The sequence below is a fragment of the Streptococcus anginosus genome (assembly GCF_900636475.1).
GTDB classification, from domain to species: domain Bacteria; phylum Bacillota; class Bacilli; order Lactobacillales; family Streptococcaceae; genus Streptococcus; species Streptococcus anginosus.
In genome coordinates this window covers 1185470-1200611 of the sequence record NZ_LR134283.1, presented here as the reverse complement: position 1 = coordinate 1200611, position 15142 = coordinate 1185470, and the positions used below count along the sequence as shown (strand labels likewise).

14 protein-coding genes are annotated in these 15142 nt (G+C 37.8%); 12 read left to right on the top strand and 2 right to left on the bottom strand.

The window, feature by feature from the left end:
- The first annotated feature begins 2 nt into the window (after nt 1–2).
- Together rbfA and EL079_RS05840 are read left to right on the top strand one after the other, a co-directional pair.
- Entirely contained in the window at nt 3–353 is a 351-nt protein-coding gene (gene rbfA, locus EL079_RS05845) for a 30S ribosome-binding factor RbfA (RefSeq protein ID WP_003043380.1), read from the top strand.
- Nucleotides 354–511: 158 nt separating this feature from the next.
- Entirely contained in the window at nt 512–2143 is a 1632-nt protein-coding gene (locus EL079_RS05840) for a Na/Pi cotransporter family protein (protein WP_003033075.1), read from the top strand.
- A 636-nt stretch (nt 2144–2779) separates the two neighbouring features.
- On the opposite strand, the gene EL079_RS05835 is transcribed toward EL079_RS05840, so the two are convergent.
- On the bottom strand, nt 2780–3307 hold the full coding sequence (locus tag EL079_RS05835; protein ID WP_004224278.1) for a hypothetical protein: 528 nt from the start codon (nt 3305–3307) through the stop codon (nt 2780–2782).
- A 755-nt stretch (nt 3308–4062) separates the two neighbouring features.
- Between EL079_RS05835 and nagA the strand changes: the two genes are divergently transcribed.
- The 10 genes from nagA to EL079_RS05780 all read left to right on the top strand — a co-directional run bounded on the left by nagA (nt 4063) and on the right by EL079_RS05780 (nt 14427).
- Nucleotides 4063–5217 carry an N-acetylglucosamine-6-phosphate deacetylase gene (gene nagA / locus EL079_RS05830; protein ID WP_004344540.1) on the top strand — a complete coding sequence of 385 codons (1155 nt, stop codon included), beginning with the start codon at nt 4063–4065 and terminating at the stop codon, nt 5215–5217.
- Nucleotides 5218–5531: 314 nt separating this feature from the next.
- Nucleotides 5532–6377: an aldo/keto reductase gene (locus EL079_RS05825; protein WP_004344527.1), complete on the top strand. Its 846-nt coding sequence runs from the start codon at nt 5532–5534 to the stop codon at nt 6375–6377.
- 547 nt (nt 6378–6924) lie between these two features.
- A complete protein-coding gene (locus EL079_RS05820) occupies nt 6925–7677 on the top strand; it encodes a DUF6261 family protein (protein WP_004224975.1) in 753 nt (250 codons plus the stop codon).
- A gap of 512 nt (nt 7678–8189) precedes the next feature.
- Complete coding sequence (locus tag EL079_RS05815; RefSeq protein ID WP_003033084.1) at nt 8190–9035, top strand: cytochrome c family protein; 846 nt, start codon at nt 8190–8192, stop codon at nt 9033–9035.
- A 100-nt stretch (nt 9036–9135) separates the two neighbouring features.
- Nucleotides 9136–9450: a hypothetical protein gene (locus EL079_RS05810; protein ID WP_004224998.1), complete on the top strand. Its 315-nt coding sequence runs from the start codon at nt 9136–9138 to the stop codon at nt 9448–9450.
- Nucleotides 9443–9904: a hypothetical protein gene (locus EL079_RS05805; protein ID WP_022524428.1), complete on the top strand. Its 462-nt coding sequence runs from the start codon at nt 9443–9445 to the stop codon at nt 9902–9904. The genes EL079_RS05810 and EL079_RS05805 overlap by 8 nt, the downstream gene beginning before the upstream one ends.
- A 54-nt stretch (nt 9905–9958) precedes the next feature.
- Nucleotides 9959–10489: a hypothetical protein gene (locus EL079_RS09815; RefSeq protein WP_018543629.1), complete on the top strand. Its 531-nt coding sequence runs from the start codon at nt 9959–9961 to the stop codon at nt 10487–10489.
- 708 nt (nt 10490–11197) lie between these two features.
- Nucleotides 11198–12112, top strand: a complete 915-nt coding sequence (glyQ, locus tag EL079_RS05790) for a glycine--tRNA ligase subunit alpha (protein ID WP_003033049.1) — start codon at nt 11198–11200, stop codon at nt 12110–12112.
- A 2-nt stretch (nt 12113–12114) separates the two neighbouring features.
- Entirely contained in the window at nt 12115–14154 is a 2040-nt protein-coding gene (gene glyS, locus EL079_RS05785) for a glycine--tRNA ligase subunit beta (RefSeq protein WP_003033051.1), read from the top strand.
- 15 nt (nt 14155–14169) lie between these two features.
- Nucleotides 14170–14427, top strand: coding sequence for a DUF896 family protein (locus EL079_RS05780; protein ID WP_003025937.1), 258 nt, complete (start codon nt 14170–14172; stop codon nt 14425–14427).
- 48 nt (nt 14428–14475) lie between these two features.
- Here EL079_RS05780 and EL079_RS05775 read toward each other — a convergent pair whose 3' ends face one another.
- Complete coding sequence (locus tag EL079_RS05775; protein ID WP_003031027.1) at nt 14476–15141, bottom strand: potassium channel family protein; 666 nt, start codon at nt 15139–15141, stop codon at nt 14476–14478.
- Nucleotide 15142 lies beyond the last annotated feature (1 nt).

The window sequence follows — 15142 nt, the reverse complement described above, 5'->3', positions numbered from 1 at the left end:
TCATGGCAAATCAATTTCGTGTGGATCGTGTGGGCATGGAAATCAAACGTGAAGTCAATGAAATTTTGCAAAAAAAAGTTCGTGATCCGCGTGTTCAAGGAATTACCATTACAGATGTGCAAATGTTGGGTGACTTGTCAATGGCAAAAGTGTACTACACGCTGATGAGCAAGCTTGCTTCTGAGCAAGAAAAAGCTCAAATTGGTTTAGAAAAAGCCAAAGGAACAATCAAACGTGAATTGGGTCACAACTTGAAGATGTATAAAATTCCTGATTTGACATTTATCAAAGATGAATCCATTGAATACGGGAATAAAATTGACCAAATGCTCCGCGATTTAGAACAAAAATAAAATGTGATTTTAGCTATATCAATATATTTAAAAAGAAAGGAAATTCTATTTTTCTTTCTTTTTTTGATAAAAATGCTAAAAAAGGCTTGTTACTTTTACACTTATCCATTAAAATAGAAAAGGAGATAATCCGCTACATATTTTTCGGAGGGAAAAAGATGTCCATCAATTGGCAGCAAATTATATTTAGCTTTTTAGGCGGTTTAGGACTTTTCCTATATAGTATTAGGATGATGGGGGATGGCTTGCAGCAGGCTGCAGGTGATCGGCTTCGTTATTTTATTGACAAATATACCAGCAATCCATTTTTTGGTGTTCTAGTTGGAATTGGTCTAACAGCCTTGATTCAGTCAAGTTCAGGTGTGACAGTTATTACGGTTGGACTGGTAAGCGCTGGACTATTGACTTTGAAGCAAGCGATTGGGATTGTTATGGGAGCCAATATCGGAACGACAGTGACCTCCTTTATTATTGGTTTTAAGCTAGGTGATTATGCCTTACCCATTCTCTTTTTAGGAGCAGTCTGTCTCTTCTTTACCAAAAAGCGCTCTATCAATAATATTGGTCGTGTCTTATTTGGGGTTGGTGGTATCTTCTTTGCTTTAAATCTGATGAGTGGCGCTATGGAGCCATTGAAAGATTTAGATGCTTTTCGTGAGTATATGATAAAGTTAAGTGGAAATCCAGTCCTTGGAGTGTTTGTAGGAACAGGGATTACATTACTGATTCAAGCCTCATCCGCAACTATAGGTATTTTGCAAAATCTATATGCGAGTGGTTTGATTGAGCTAAAAGGAGCCTTACCAGTTCTTTTTGGAGATAATATCGGGACAACGATTACGGCGATTATTGCATCATTAGGAGCCAATATTGCTGCTAAACGTGTGGCAGGTGCCCATGTCACTTTCAATGTGGTCGGTACCGTTTTATGCTTGATCGTTTTAGGTCCATTTACGAGCTTAATTCAGTGGTTTCAAGCAGCACTCCATTTAAGCCCAGAAATGACCATCGCCTTTGCTCACGGAACTTTTAATTTGACTAATACGATTATTCAATTTCCATTTATTGGCTTGTTAGCTACCTTGGTAACAAAACTGATTCCAGGTGAAGATGAAGTTGTGAAATATGAACCGCTTTATTTAGATCCGATTTTAATCAAACAAGCTCCGTCTTTGGCGCTTGGAAATGCCAAAAAAGAATTGCTACATTTAGGACGTTATGCGATGCGTTCATTTGAGTTGGCTTATGATTATATTGTGAACAATACTGAAAAGTCAGCAGACAAAGGACACAAGGTAGAAGAAGCAATCAATAAGATTGATGAAGATCTCACACGTTACCTTATTGATTTATCTAGTGAGCCTCTTAGCCAAAAAGAAAGTGAAGTGCTGACAAATATTTTGGATTCATCTCGAGATTTAGAAAGAATCGGAGACCATGGTGAAGCGTTGATTAACTTGACAGATTATATCCGTCGGAAAAAGGTGGAATTTTCTCCAGCAGCTTTGCAAGAGTTGGATTTGATTTACAATATGACACTCAGCTTCATAAAAGAATCATTGAAGTCTGTAGAAGATAATGATATTGAATTGGCCAATAGTTTGGTGGCTAAGCATGAAGCGATTGATAAAATGGAACGAAAGCTACGGAAAACGCACATTCATCGTCTGAATAGAGGAGAATGCTCAACACAAGCAGGCGTAAACTTTATTGATATCATCTCTCACTATACGAGAGTAGCGGATCACGCCATGAACTTAGCGGAAAAGGTCCAAGCGGAACAAATATAATCATGAGAAATAAACTGCTGGTGCGGTTTATTTTTTTGTACCCTACTTATCTTATATGATCAAGTAGAAAGTTTATTAATAATGACTCTGTGAGATCAAGTTGGGTACACAAGAAAAAGTGGAACATCTGTGCTGTAATACTGGCTTGACTCTGTTATCAATCCAATGTGATAGAGCAAATAGAGGTAGAGTAGAACTTGAAAGATGTCACAGTTTATCTTTATCAAAACTTACAAACTCTAAACCAGTTCATCAAGGAGAAAAATATAAATTTCGAAATATACTTTTTACTTTTGATTAAATCTTTCTTGTAAAGTTGCATTTGTTAAACTATTCGAACCTCTTATTGCTAGTTATCAGTGGATTGTGGATATTGGTTTAGAAAAGTTTTTGGTATGTTTTGTAAGATAAACTTATGTTTTTGATGAAAACATCACTGTGATGAGGGCTTGTCATAACTAGTGGTAACGAAATCTGCTCTGAAACTAGTCATATAAAAACCAGTCCTCATTAAGCGAGGACTGGCTAGTTGTTTAGTTTGTTATTAGAACAATATATCAAAAGTTAGTTTAACCACTGTGTGCTGAATGGTATACATAAATAATGTAAGAAAACATATAAATTAGCCCTACTGCATTATTCAAAAGTCACCTTAATTGGTATTTTGGCAACAGTTTCTGTAATATCATAAATGACTTCTAAATTGCATTCTAAAACTTTTGGTTTGGTAATACTAGCTGCTTCTAAAGCATTTATTGGTAATTTAATACTACCTTCAGAAGTAGCAGAAGCTTTTAAGGTATCAGAGCAAATGATAATTTTATGGTCATCATTATTGGAAATATTATTGACTTTACCATTACGAGTTTGCACTTCATATTCTTTATTGGAAGTATTTTTATATGCTAACTTAAGGGTATATTCATAATCATCTTTTTCTAGCCCTTTATAGGTAAGTGTGACACCTTTGCCTTCGTAAATAACTGTGTCAATAGCTGTGGTAGAAAATTCAATGGTTTTTGAGCTTTGTTCTGCTTTTTGACTAGAACTGGTCTTGGGTATTTCAGAAGATGATGTGTCTGTTGATTTCTTATTATTACCGCAAGCAACTAAAAGCAGAATGGTAAGTAAGGAGACAGCGACTGTAAAGACTTTCTTTTTCATGATACACCTCCAAAGATAAGTGTGCTAGGCGCAGACTAAAGTCGTTTAAAGCCGATTTGTCTCTTTTAAATTGGGAATCAGCTCCTTGCGACAAAAATCAACACAAAATACTTTTTCCATATTTATTATAACACAATACAAACAATTATTCAAATAAAAGATAGAACATAGAAGTGTAAATAATTAGAAAGTAATGTATTAACTTGATGGAGTTTAATAGCTAAATCAACCTATTTGGTAGGATCCATCTATTTCGCACTAGGTAAAATGACATCAATTATACAAATAGATAGGGCTTGCAGAATTAGACATCAATTATCATCTGCAAACAATGGGAAAAGAATTAAGACGATTATAGAAATGGTATGAATTAAATATTAAAAACTATCTAGCAAACAAAAATTTAAATTGGAGTGTCCGCATTATTATCTTTTTTAGCATAAACAGTATCAAAGCCAGATTTTTCCAATATGAGGCTGGTTAACTATTTAGCTTGTTAGTTAAAATGACGTGTATCACAAATTCATTATGCTGTAGCTGAATAGTATAAACAGTAGTGTAAGAGTTAAATTTAATCCCTACAGGGTCACCTAAAACTCAGTAAATAGGTCTATACCATTTACAAAAAAAGAAGAAAGCGGTATAATAAAAGGGACATAATGAATAAATGTGAGAGTGACTCAAAATATCAATTACAGTTGCTAAAAATAATAGTAGCTTAACATGAACTCTCATCGAATGAAGGAGGTTTTATTATGCCTAAATACATTCAAGCAGATCAATTTTTCTATCCTCATGGTATTCGTCAAGGTGGCTATCTGGAATTAGTCGATGGCAAATTTGGAAAATGGTTCAAAGAAATTCCAGCAGATGCGGAAGTGATAGATTACACAGGTTATTCTATTGCACCAGGCTTGGTAGATACTCATATTCATGGCTTTGGTGGTGTTGATGTGATGGACAATAATATCGAAGGGACGCTTCACACCATGAGTGAAGGACTGCTGTCAACAGGTGTCACCAGTTTTTTGCCAACAACCTTGACCTCAACTTTTGAATTGTTGCTAGCTGTGACCGAAAATATTGGTGCTCATTATCAAGAAGCGACAGGTGCTAAGATTCGTGGGCTTTATTTTGAAGGACCGTATTTCACAGAAAAATACAAGGGCGCTCAAAATCCAACTTATATGAAAGACCCTCGAATGGATGAATTTCGCGCTTGGCAAAAAGCTTCAAATGGTTTACTCAATAAAATCGCTCTAGCGCCAGAACGAGAAGGTGTTGAAGACTTTGTCCGTACCATTACGGATGAGGGCGTAACGGTTGCGTTGGGACACTCAAATGCAACGTTTGAAGAAGCAAAGGCTGCGGTAGATGCAGGTGCCAGTGTCTGGGTGCATGCTTATAATGGTATGCGCGGCTTAACCCACCGTGAGTTGGGGATGGTTGGCGCTATGTATGAATTGCCACACACTTATGCTGAATTAATCTGTGATGGACACCATGTGGATCCAAAGGCTTGTGACATCTTGATGAAGCAAAAAGGGCATGAAAATGTTGCGCTCATCACAGACTGTATGACTGCAGGAGGCTTGGAAGACGGTGACTATATGTTGGGAGAATTTCCAGTAGTAGTCGCAAATGGAACTGCTCGACTCAAATCAACAGGTAACCTAGCTGGTTCTATCTTGAAATTGAAAGACGGGTTAAAGAACGTTGTCAAATGGGGGATTGCTAACCCACACGAAGCAGTTATGATGGCAACTCTCAATCCGGCTAAATCCGTTCATATTGAGGATGTTTGTGGTCAAATCAAGGAAGGACATGATGCAGACTTCATTGTGTTGGACAAGGATTTGGAACTGGTTGCGACCTACTTGGATGGCGAAAAGAGATACGAAGCTAAATAGAATCTTTTTATCTTGAAAGAGTTGGGAAACCGACTCTTTTCATTTTACTTTTTAAAATACATGTAGTTAAGAAAAGGTTTTTAAGGATTTGAATTGCAATAAGGGGCGTGATATAATGAGGTTATCTGAGTCGTATGCTCATGATTGTAGTTGGCATAACTTTTATTACTTATAGTTTTCTCGGCAGGGGAATGGCACCAACCAAGGAGAATGTCTTTAAACCCAAATCCTTGAAAAAGAAAGCTAAGAAATAGATTTTTTGTTGGAAGGGGTAGTTGACTGGGCTGCCTGCTTGCTTAATAAAGGAGACGGAGATGGAACGTTATCAATTAAACAATGGTGTAGAGATTCCGGTTTTGGGCTTTGGAACTTGGAAGGCTCAAGATGGTGAAGAGGCCTATCAGGCGGTGCTAACAGCACTTGAAGCAGGCTACCGACACATTGATACTGCGGCTGTTTATAAGAATGAGGGAAGTGTGGGTAGTGCAATCAAAGACAGTTGTATACCGCGAGAAGAGCTCTTTATTACGACCAAGCTCTGGAATGGTAATCATACTTATGAGGAGACTCAAGGAGCTTTTGCCCGCTCCTTAGAGCGTTTGGGGCTGGACTATCTGGACCTCTATCTTATCCACTGGCCCAATCCAAAACCTCTGCGAGAGCAGGAAGCTTGGAAGGAGCGCAATCGGGAGGTTTGGCGGGCTATGGAAGACCTCTATCGGGAGGGGGAAATCCGAGCTATCGGTGTCAGCAATTTCCTGCCTCACCATCTAGAGCCTCTGCTTGAGACAGCGCGTATTTTGCCTGCGGTCAATCAAATTCGTCTGGCGCCTGGTGTCTATCAGGCTGAAACAGTGGACTATTGTCGTAAGCATGATATTCTCCTAGAGGCTTGGGGTCCCTTCGGTCAAGGGGAAATTTTCCGCAATGAAGAAGTCAAGGCTGTGGTCGATAAATACGGCAAATCTGTCGCCCAAATCGCTCTGGCTTGGAGCCTGCAAGAGGGCTTCCTGCCCCTGCCCAAGTCGGTTACGCCTGAGCGAATCAAGAGCAATCTGGACTGCTTTGATATTACCCTCAGTCCAGCAGATCTAGAAGTGCTGAAAAACATTCAAGGTCTTGAAGGCAGCGCTCCAGATCCAGATAAGATGGATTTTTAGATGATGATTGATTGAAACTGTAATCAAAACTCTCTCTTCTGTGCGATAAAGAAGTCAAAGGACTGATTGAGGAGGTTATTGAGTCACTGGGAGTGGGAAGATAAGGAAGAAAAGAAGCAGTCAAGGCTTCAGTCAATATCATTTATCAACGTCCTACTCCAATCTAGGAGTCGAATCGTCTTCCTTACTAAAATTTGGAGGGAATCTAGCTTTTAGATAGCCCTATTTATGAAAATTTCCAAATAATCTATCCTTCGAATGACAGGATTTACTAAAATTGATTGGCATTCTATGTCTAGGATGACACTAATCACTAAAGTTTCTAGGTATTCTAAGTCTTGAATGCTCGGATGATTCGTTTTTTATAGACAAATAGTCCCCGTCGGAAGGTTTACTAGCAATCAGATGGGGATTTTTGCTGTCTTTTTTCTTTGAAAAAGAGGAAAATGCTCTTTCGGGTTTTAAAAATAACATTTCAGGGCATCCTTGCCAAAGATTTATCACCACATGCTATACTTGTTTTATCATATTTTTGGAAAGGATTATTATGACAAAAACCTACACCATTCGCCCCTTGCCTTACAGCAACTTTACTAACCGTGAGTTTGAAAGCTTGATGACGGACTCTCATCAGGTTCTCACTAGCTTTGCCAAGTCCTACAAGGATGAGGCTATGTATGATGATCATCTTGAAGTCTTTGACAGTAAGCTGGAGCAATTCCAAGCCCAGTTGGCCAGCGTAGAAAATAAACAAACCTTGAGTCTAGCAGAAGTGGATAAGGAGCGGGACAGTGCCCTAGTCGGACTGTTTACCTTGCATAGGGGCTTTGCCAAAATCAAGGAGCCCAATCTCAAAGCTGCCCACGAAACCCTAACGCCAGTCCTTGCGAAGTATAAGGACATCACCAAGCATACCAACGATGTCGCAACTGCTGAAATCAAGAGTCTCCTCAAAACCCTCAAGGAGGAACCTTATGATGCAGCAGTGACTACCTTGGGTCTTCTGCCGATGCTTACCGCCGTGGCAACAGCTCAGGAAGACTATGACCGGGCAGAAGCTCTGGCACGTGCAGCCAAGTCCAGCAAAGAAGTCGGCAAAACCAAGCAGTTGCGTACCGAGCTCTCCCGTATCTATGACCTCTTTATGCGCTATACCGCAGCCTCCGCAGAAGCCTATCCCGAAAAACTCCACTTTGCTAAACTCCTCAAAGACCTCAACACCATCCGCGACAGCAAGCGCCGCCTATCCAGTCCAAGCAAGAAAACAAAAACGGAACCAGTAGTGGAAGTGGCTGGGTAAAGTTAATCCCTTAGAATGATTTCTAGGGGATTTTTGGTGGTTTCGTGGTATAATTTGAGTAAATATATAAGATGAATTAAAAAGGGGTTACAAAACTTATTACAAGTCTAAGAGTGTGATATTAAAATTGTTTATTGTGAATACAATATTATGAAATATAATAAAAGAATAAGCGTATTATTTATTATAAATACTATATATTGTATCTATTTCTCGTCTCTGTTCTATATGTTGTAAAATTTGCTTGTTTTCTTTTGTATTTTTTAGTACAATTTTAACATAGAAAAAAGACGATAGCTGTAACTAACGTCTTTGACAAGGGGAATTGAATTTTAGAGGTAATGACGGTAAGCACTATTCAAAAATTCTATTACAGTTTAACATTTATCGTGAAAAACGTAAATTAAAATTTTTTGCCCTTGCTTTTCTATAATAATTAATGAAAGAAGGTATGTATTATACATATATCAAAAATTTTAAATAGAAAGAAAATTCAAGTTGGGCTAGATTTTTTGGATATCGATACAGAGAAGGATGCGCACTTATTTATAGATCCATTATTACTATCGGCAGATTATGAAGCAATTGTAGTTGACTTTTTAGCTACAGCTTATGATTTATATTATCAAAAAAATCAAAAAGATTATGCATTGGGGCTATTTATTCATTCAAAAGAATGCGATGCAATCCACTTAGGCTACTCCTCAAGTAAATCTAAAGGTAAGGGTGTTTCCAAAGAAATGCTAGATCAATATTTTGGTTATGTTTCAAGAGCGATAGATTCTTTGAAGGAAAGATTATTGACCCCTATTGCCATGCCAGTTTTTGTTAAAAGATTTTCTAAGGATAGAATGTCTGATTTACTCGCAAGTCTTTTGAAGAAAAAATTGTTAGAGTATTCTTTGGAACAAGCGAAAATTCATGGTTTGAAAATTAGTGATGAGGTTGTAAGTTTTGATTATTGGGACATAGAAAATCATCAGTGGTCTACATTTGAAAGTCGCTATGTCGTTGTTCAAAATAATGATAAAAATGACGATGAACTTTTAATTCTAGTTCCTAAAACGATTGTAAGCCAGAGTTTTGTTGTGACTCCTGCTAGATATATTTCAGCTATTTTTGATCGGCTTCAGACGATGTCTAAATATAAGAGGCCTAATGGAAAAGTTTTGACTAAAAAAGAGTTAAGAAAAAGAGAGATTACTGATAAATATGTAACTGACAAGGATAAAGAATATATACTTAATAAAACAATGGAAAACCCTGATTGGTTTGAAAGATATTATGATCATTCAGTAAAATTTAATGATAATAAATCATTGTCAGATGATGTTTTGATTAAATATCTAAAGAAATAAGTTATAATTGAATAGTGCTTAAAGAGAGGGCGTGCAGCGCCTTTTCTTTTGTGCTGAGTCAAAGAAGACTAGAAGAGAATTTAAAAGTTAGGGAGAAAAGATGAATTTATTGACTATACTAGGAGTTATTAGTGCAGTTTTAACTCTTTTGTATATATTATTTTCTAAAAATGATTCGGATGAAAATAATTTTAAAAGAGATAGTTTATTAAAATTATTTCAATCAGTCTTACTGACAGGGATATTTTATGCGGCTGTAACTGTAATTGTCTTTTTAATTACCAATAAACAGTTTCCTGATTCAGAATATTTAGCGTGGTTATATTTTATAGCATTTTTGGTATCTGGGTATGGAACGATTCTTTATTTTTCAAGAGTAAGAAATAGATTAGGGGAAGTCGTTCGTATTGATTGAGAAGTATTATTCTATTGAGAGAAGTTTAAAGTATATGTTGATAGAAATGTTGGGAATAAAATCTGACTTTGAAGATACCAAAGATGAAGATTTTTCTTTTGAAAAAGATGGGCTTCATTATTTATTTGAATTTAAAGGATTGACTAAAGATGTGAAAAAATCAAATATTTTTCAGTTGGTAGCTCATGTGAATAAATATGCTGAAAAGAATGAAATTTCTGATGACATCATTAGGAGAACTATCATTGTAAATCGTTTTAAGGATACAGACCCCAAAGATAGAGCATTAATCAATCCTAATATCGTAGAAGCGGCAAAAAATCAAATGAACAAGGTATTGATTATAGATACTTTGCAATTCTTAAAGTTGTTTGAAAAGTATAAGACTGAAAAAATAGCGGCTGATGATATTCTTTCTATATTTGATCAAACTGGAGTCTTTGAACTAAGTTAAATACTAAAAAATGCTGTGTTTCAATTTTTTTGTAAAAGAAAAGGAGCAATATTCATGAAAAAAAGCATTGGCGTTAGAGGGGCATACTTATTATTTTCTGAACAGGAAGAGATAGAGTTGAGAGAAAGTTGTTCTAAAGAAGGAGTAGAAATTCTATTTTTTGGAGAAGACAGTATACAGGCTTCTTTTGATTCTTTTATTGAGATAATTTTAAACGATGAAATGTTGAGGGCGGTAGCCGTAGGTCTTGTGGTTGAACTGCTAAAAGAGTTAATCATTAAAATTTTAGCTGTTATTAAGAATAAAAAAATAGTAAAGGTGGAATCAGCTGGTAAAATATCACCAGCGACTATCACGATAAAAGCTTCAACTAAAAAGGGTATAATTTATCAAGAAGTATCGGATGAGATTTTTGATAAGAAATTCTATAAGTCAATAAAAAAGATAATAGAAGCGAAGAGGATCTTAGATACTAACGAAAAAGATGGTTTAAACGATTTATACATAGTCGAAAATAGTATCGGAGACCTTGAAATATTGACTTTGAGAGAATATATTGAGTATAGAAAACATAAAAAAGAGTGAGGAAAATGAGTAAGACAAATATTCCCCGCCATGTGGATACTTTTAGGAGGAGGAAGTGGCTCCGCTGACGGAGATTGTCGCCAATATTAACTGCACTAATAGCGAGATTGAGACCAAGACCTCCGACCTCCTGAACATGCTGGACCAGCTCAGAGGCACCATCCAGAAGCCTAGCAAAAACTAGACGAGTTTTTGAAAGGGCTTAGGGAATAATTCACTGCGAAGACAGGTAAAATAGTAGTTTTAGTTAGATAACGAATGGAACGAATCAGATAACCATCTGGTAGGTGTTTACTAGCTCAATTAGTGTAGTTTGTGTGGAAGTTCTAACAAATATACATGAAAGAAAATATTTTCCTTTTACAAATTTTCTATTTCTTGCTATAATGTTTTGTATGAAAGAAGTCTCATGCAATTACTTGCTAGCGAGTCTGGGATGGTGGAAGCCAGATAAGAGCTGAATGAAGATGGAGCTTTCGGTAAATTTTAGTCCTTGATGTTATCTTAAGGCTATATTAACAATGAAGTAATAAACTAGGGTGGAACCGCGTTTTGACGCCCCTATGCAAAGCTGTATAGGGTGTCGTATCGAGTGCAGTTCTGCTTTTTGTTTTGTTAGTCAAATTGATTCACTTGTTGAGACTAGTATATTCCTACTATAAGCTCAAGTTACAAGAATATTATAATAAAAAGAATGGAGTAAACATTATGCTGAAGAAGTTAACCTTCCAAGAAATTATTTTAACGTTGCAACAGTTTTGGAATGATCAGGGTTGTATGCTCATGCAGGCTTACGATAATGAAAAAGGTGCTGGTACGATGAGCCCCTACACTTTCTTACGGGCTATTGGACCTGAGCCATGGAATGCGGCTTATGTAGAGCCTTCACGTCGTCCAGCAGATGGACGATATGGTGAAAATCCGAATCGCCTTTACCAACATCATCAGTTTCAGGTTGTAATGAAACCAAGTCCTAGCAACATTCAAGAGTTGTATTTACAATCATTGGAATTGTTAGGAATTAACCCGCTAGAGCACGATATTCGCTTTGTCGAAGACAACTGGGAAAATCCTTCAACTGGTTCTGCAGGTTTGGGTTGGGAAGTATGGCTTGACGGGATGGAGATTACACAGTTTACGTATTTCCAACAGGTCGGTGGTTTATCTACCAGTCCAGTTACATCTGAAGTTACCTATGGTTTAGAACGTTTGGCATCTTATATTCAAGAAGTGGATTCTGTTTATGATATTGAATGGGCAGATGGAGTTAAGTACGGCGAAATTTTCCGTCAGCCAGAATTTGAACATTCAAAATACAGTTTTGAAGTGAGCGACCAAGCCTTGCTTTTAGAAAATTTTGATCATTTTGAAGCAGAAGCAAAACGCTGCTTGGAATATAATCTTGTGCACCCTGCTTATGATTATGTATTGAAATGCTCTCATACTTTTAATTTATTGGATGCTCGCGGAGCGGTTTCCGTAACAGAGCGTGCCGGTTATATTGCTCGGATTCGGAATTTAGCACGTATTGTTGCTAAAACCTTTGTGGCAGAACGCAAACGGCTAGGCTATCCATTGTTAGACAAAGTAACACGTGAGAAATTATTGGCTGAGGAGGAATAAAAATGACAAAGAATTTATTGGTTGAGTTAGGGTTAGAAGAAATGCCTGCCTATGTTGTAACACTAAGCATGAAACAATTGCGTGATAAAATGGCAGCCTTTTTAACAGACAATCGTTTAACTTTTGATAAGATTGAAATGTTTTCAACTCCTCGTCGCTTGGCTGTGCGCGTGTCCAATTTAAGTGAGAAGCAAACGGACTTAACAGAAGATTTTAAAGGTCCAAGCAAGAAGATTGCTTTGGATGCAGATGGAAATTTCACTAAAGCCGCGCAAGGTTTTGTTCGTGGAAAAGGCTTGACTGTTGAAGATATCACATTCCGTGAAGTCAAAGGCGAAGAATATGTCTATGTGACCAAGCAAGAAATCGGAAAACCTGTTGAAGAATTGATTGACGGAGTTGTTGATGTGCTGACTTCACTAAGCTTTCCGGTCAATATGCACTGGGGGAGCAATACATTTGAATATATCCGTCCCGTTCATACCCTAACTGTGTTGTTGGACGATGAGTCCTTTTTGATGAATTTGTTCGATATTGAAAGCGGACGGACAAGTCGGGGTCATCGTTTTCTCGGTCATGAAGTGAAGATTCAGTCAGCAGATTCTTATGAAGAGGACTTGCGCAAAGTTTTTGTCATTGCCAGCCCAATGGAACGCGAAAACATGATTTTGGATCAAATCAAAGAAATCGAGAAAATGCACAACGTTCATGTGGAGATTGACGAAGATTTGCTGGACGAAGTGCTGAATTTAATTGAATACCCAACCGCTTTTATCGGACGTTTTGACGAGCGTTATCTGGAGGTACCTGAGGAAGTCCTCGTGACTTCCATGAAAGTCAATCAACGCTACTTTGTTGTTCGTAATGAAAATGGCAAACTTCTTCCATATTTTGTATCGGTACGTAACGGAAATGCAGAACATCTCGAAAATGTGGTCAAAGGGAATCAGAAAGTGTTGGTAGCTCGTTTGGAAGATGCAGAATTTTTCTGGCGCGAAGACCAACGATTGGTTATTTCTGATTTGGTTGAAAAGTTGAAAAATGTGACCTTCCATGAAAAAATCGGCTCTCTAGCAGAGCACATGGAGCGAACAGCAAAAATTGCAGCCCTTTTAGCAGAAAAAGCTCAGTTATCTAAGCAAGAAATGAAAGACGTAGCGCGAGCTGCAGCTATTTACAAGTTTGATTTGTTGACTGGTATGGTTGGTGAGTTTGATGAGCTGCAAGGTATCATGGGGGAAAAATATGCCCTGCTTGCAGGAGAAAATAAAGCAGTAGCTAGAGCCATTCAAGAGCATTATTTGCCAACTGCAAGTGACGGTGAATTGCCAGACACAAAAGTTGGTGCTATTTTAGCCATTGCAGACAAGATGGACACGATTCTTTCTTTCTTCTCAGTCGGGCTTATTCCAAGCGGTTCAAACGACCCCTATGCCCTCCGTAGAGCAACGCAAGGTGTCGTGCGCATTTTGGATAAATTTGGTTGGCACATTGCTTTAGATGAATTGATAGAAGAGATTTATGCGCTGCAATTTGACAGTCTCACATATAGCAATAAAGAACAAGTGCTTGATTTCTTCCGTGCACGTATTGAAAAAATGATGGACAGCGATGTTCCAAAAGATATCGTGTCTTCTGTTTTAAATAGTTCAACCTTTGTTGTACGTGATCTGGTCGAAGTAGCTACACTTCTAGCAGAAAAAGCACAAGAAGATTCTTTCAAATCATCGGTCGAAAGTTTAGCACGTGTCTTTAACTTGGCAGAAAAAGCAGAAACGGCTGGTGTTGTGGACGAGAGCCTCTTTGAAAATGCCGAAGAAAAAGCCCTTCATGCAGCAGTAGAAAACTTAACGTTATCTGATGACTTAACAGATAATATTGAGGAACTCTTCGCTTTAAGTCCAGTGATTGATGCTTTCTTTGACAATACTATGGTTATGGCTGAAGATGAAGCAATCCGAGCAAATCGTTTGGCACTCTTAGCTGCCTTAATGACGAAAGCCAAAAAAGTGGCACAATTTAACCAAATCAATACAAAATAATCCAAGGAGGGAAAAATGGAACCAAAGAAAATCGAACGTATCAACGAACTTGCCAAAAAGAAAAAAACAGTTGGCCTAACGCCAGAAGAAAAAGTAGAGCAAGCTAAATTGCGTGAAGAATACATTGAAGGCTATCGTCGTAGCGTTCGCCACCACATTGAAGGGATTAAAATTGTGGATGAAGAGGGTAATGACATCACACCGGAAAAGCTCCGTCAAGTCCAACGTGAAAAAGGCTTGCACGGTCGAAGTTTGGATGATCCAAATTCGTAATAAAGGTAACAAAACATCGCTGAGAAAAATTCTCAGCGATGTTTTCATCTATTTTGTAATATCTTCAAAGTGGTCAAATGTTTGACTGTCAATAACTGCCATCAACAGTTCGTCTTTTTTAAAGGTATAGTCAGGTGATGTATCAATGTTGAGAACACCGTCGGGTGCTTCTCGAAAACCAATGATATTGAGGTTGTGGTTTTGACGAAGTTTTAATTGGGCTAAATTTTTACCAATCCAAGACTGAGGTGGATAAAATTCAATAATAGAGACATTTTTATCTAATTCAATGACATCCGTCGTGGCTTGGTGCAAAATATTTTTAGCAAGCGAAATCCCTGTTTCACGCTCAGGGGAGATGCAGCGATCAGCTCCGACCTTTAGCAAGACTTTTCTGGTTGTCTTACTTTTCACCTTGGCAATCACCTTTTCAACGCCTAACGATTTGCAGTGCATAACAGCAAGGACACTCGATTCTAGATTGTCTCCAGTAGCGACCACTACCGTATCACAGGTATCAATCCCTGCCGCCTGAAGCAAATCATGGTCTGTAATATCGCCGACCACACCTCGCGCTAAAATGGGTTCAAAATGATTGATGACATCTTCATGGTCATCGACAGCTATAATATCGCAGTTGTATTTGCGAAGTGTGTTAATGATACTGCGACCGAAAACTCCCAGACCCAGTATACCGATTGTTCGTTTATCCATG

What these genes read in the sequence shown, in the direction of transcription:
- rbfA (WP_003043380.1), top strand. Translation starts at nt 3, where the DNA reads ATGGCAAATCAATTTCGTGTGGATCGTGTGGGCATGGAAATCAAACGT.
- EL079_RS05840 (WP_003033075.1), top strand. Translation starts at nt 512, where the DNA reads ATGTCCATCAATTGGCAGCAAATTATATTTAGCTTTTTAGGCGGTTTA.
- EL079_RS05835 (WP_004224278.1), bottom strand. Translation starts at nt 3,307, where the DNA reads ATGAAAAAGAAAGTCTTTACAGTCGCTGTCTCCTTACTTACCATTCTG.
- nagA (WP_004344540.1), top strand. Translation starts at nt 4,063, where the DNA reads ATGCCTAAATACATTCAAGCAGATCAATTTTTCTATCCTCATGGTATT.
- EL079_RS05825 (WP_004344527.1), top strand. Translation starts at nt 5,532, where the DNA reads ATGGAACGTTATCAATTAAACAATGGTGTAGAGATTCCGGTTTTGGGC.
- EL079_RS05820 (WP_004224975.1), top strand. Translation starts at nt 6,925, where the DNA reads ATGACAAAAACCTACACCATTCGCCCCTTGCCTTACAGCAACTTTACT.
- EL079_RS05810 (WP_004224998.1), top strand. Translation starts at nt 9,136, where the DNA reads ATGAATTTATTGACTATACTAGGAGTTATTAGTGCAGTTTTAACTCTT.
- EL079_RS09815 (WP_018543629.1), top strand. Translation starts at nt 9,959, where the DNA reads ATGAAAAAAAGCATTGGCGTTAGAGGGGCATACTTATTATTTTCTGAA.
- glyQ (WP_003033049.1), top strand. Translation starts at nt 11,198, where the DNA reads ATGCTGAAGAAGTTAACCTTCCAAGAAATTATTTTAACGTTGCAACAG.
- glyS (WP_003033051.1), top strand. Translation starts at nt 12,115, where the DNA reads ATGACAAAGAATTTATTGGTTGAGTTAGGGTTAGAAGAAATGCCTGCC.
- EL079_RS05780 (WP_003025937.1), top strand. Translation starts at nt 14,170, where the DNA reads ATGGAACCAAAGAAAATCGAACGTATCAACGAACTTGCCAAAAAGAAA.
- EL079_RS05775 (WP_003031027.1), bottom strand. Translation starts at nt 15,141, where the DNA reads ATGGATAAACGAACAATCGGTATACTGGGTCTGGGAGTTTTCGGTCGC.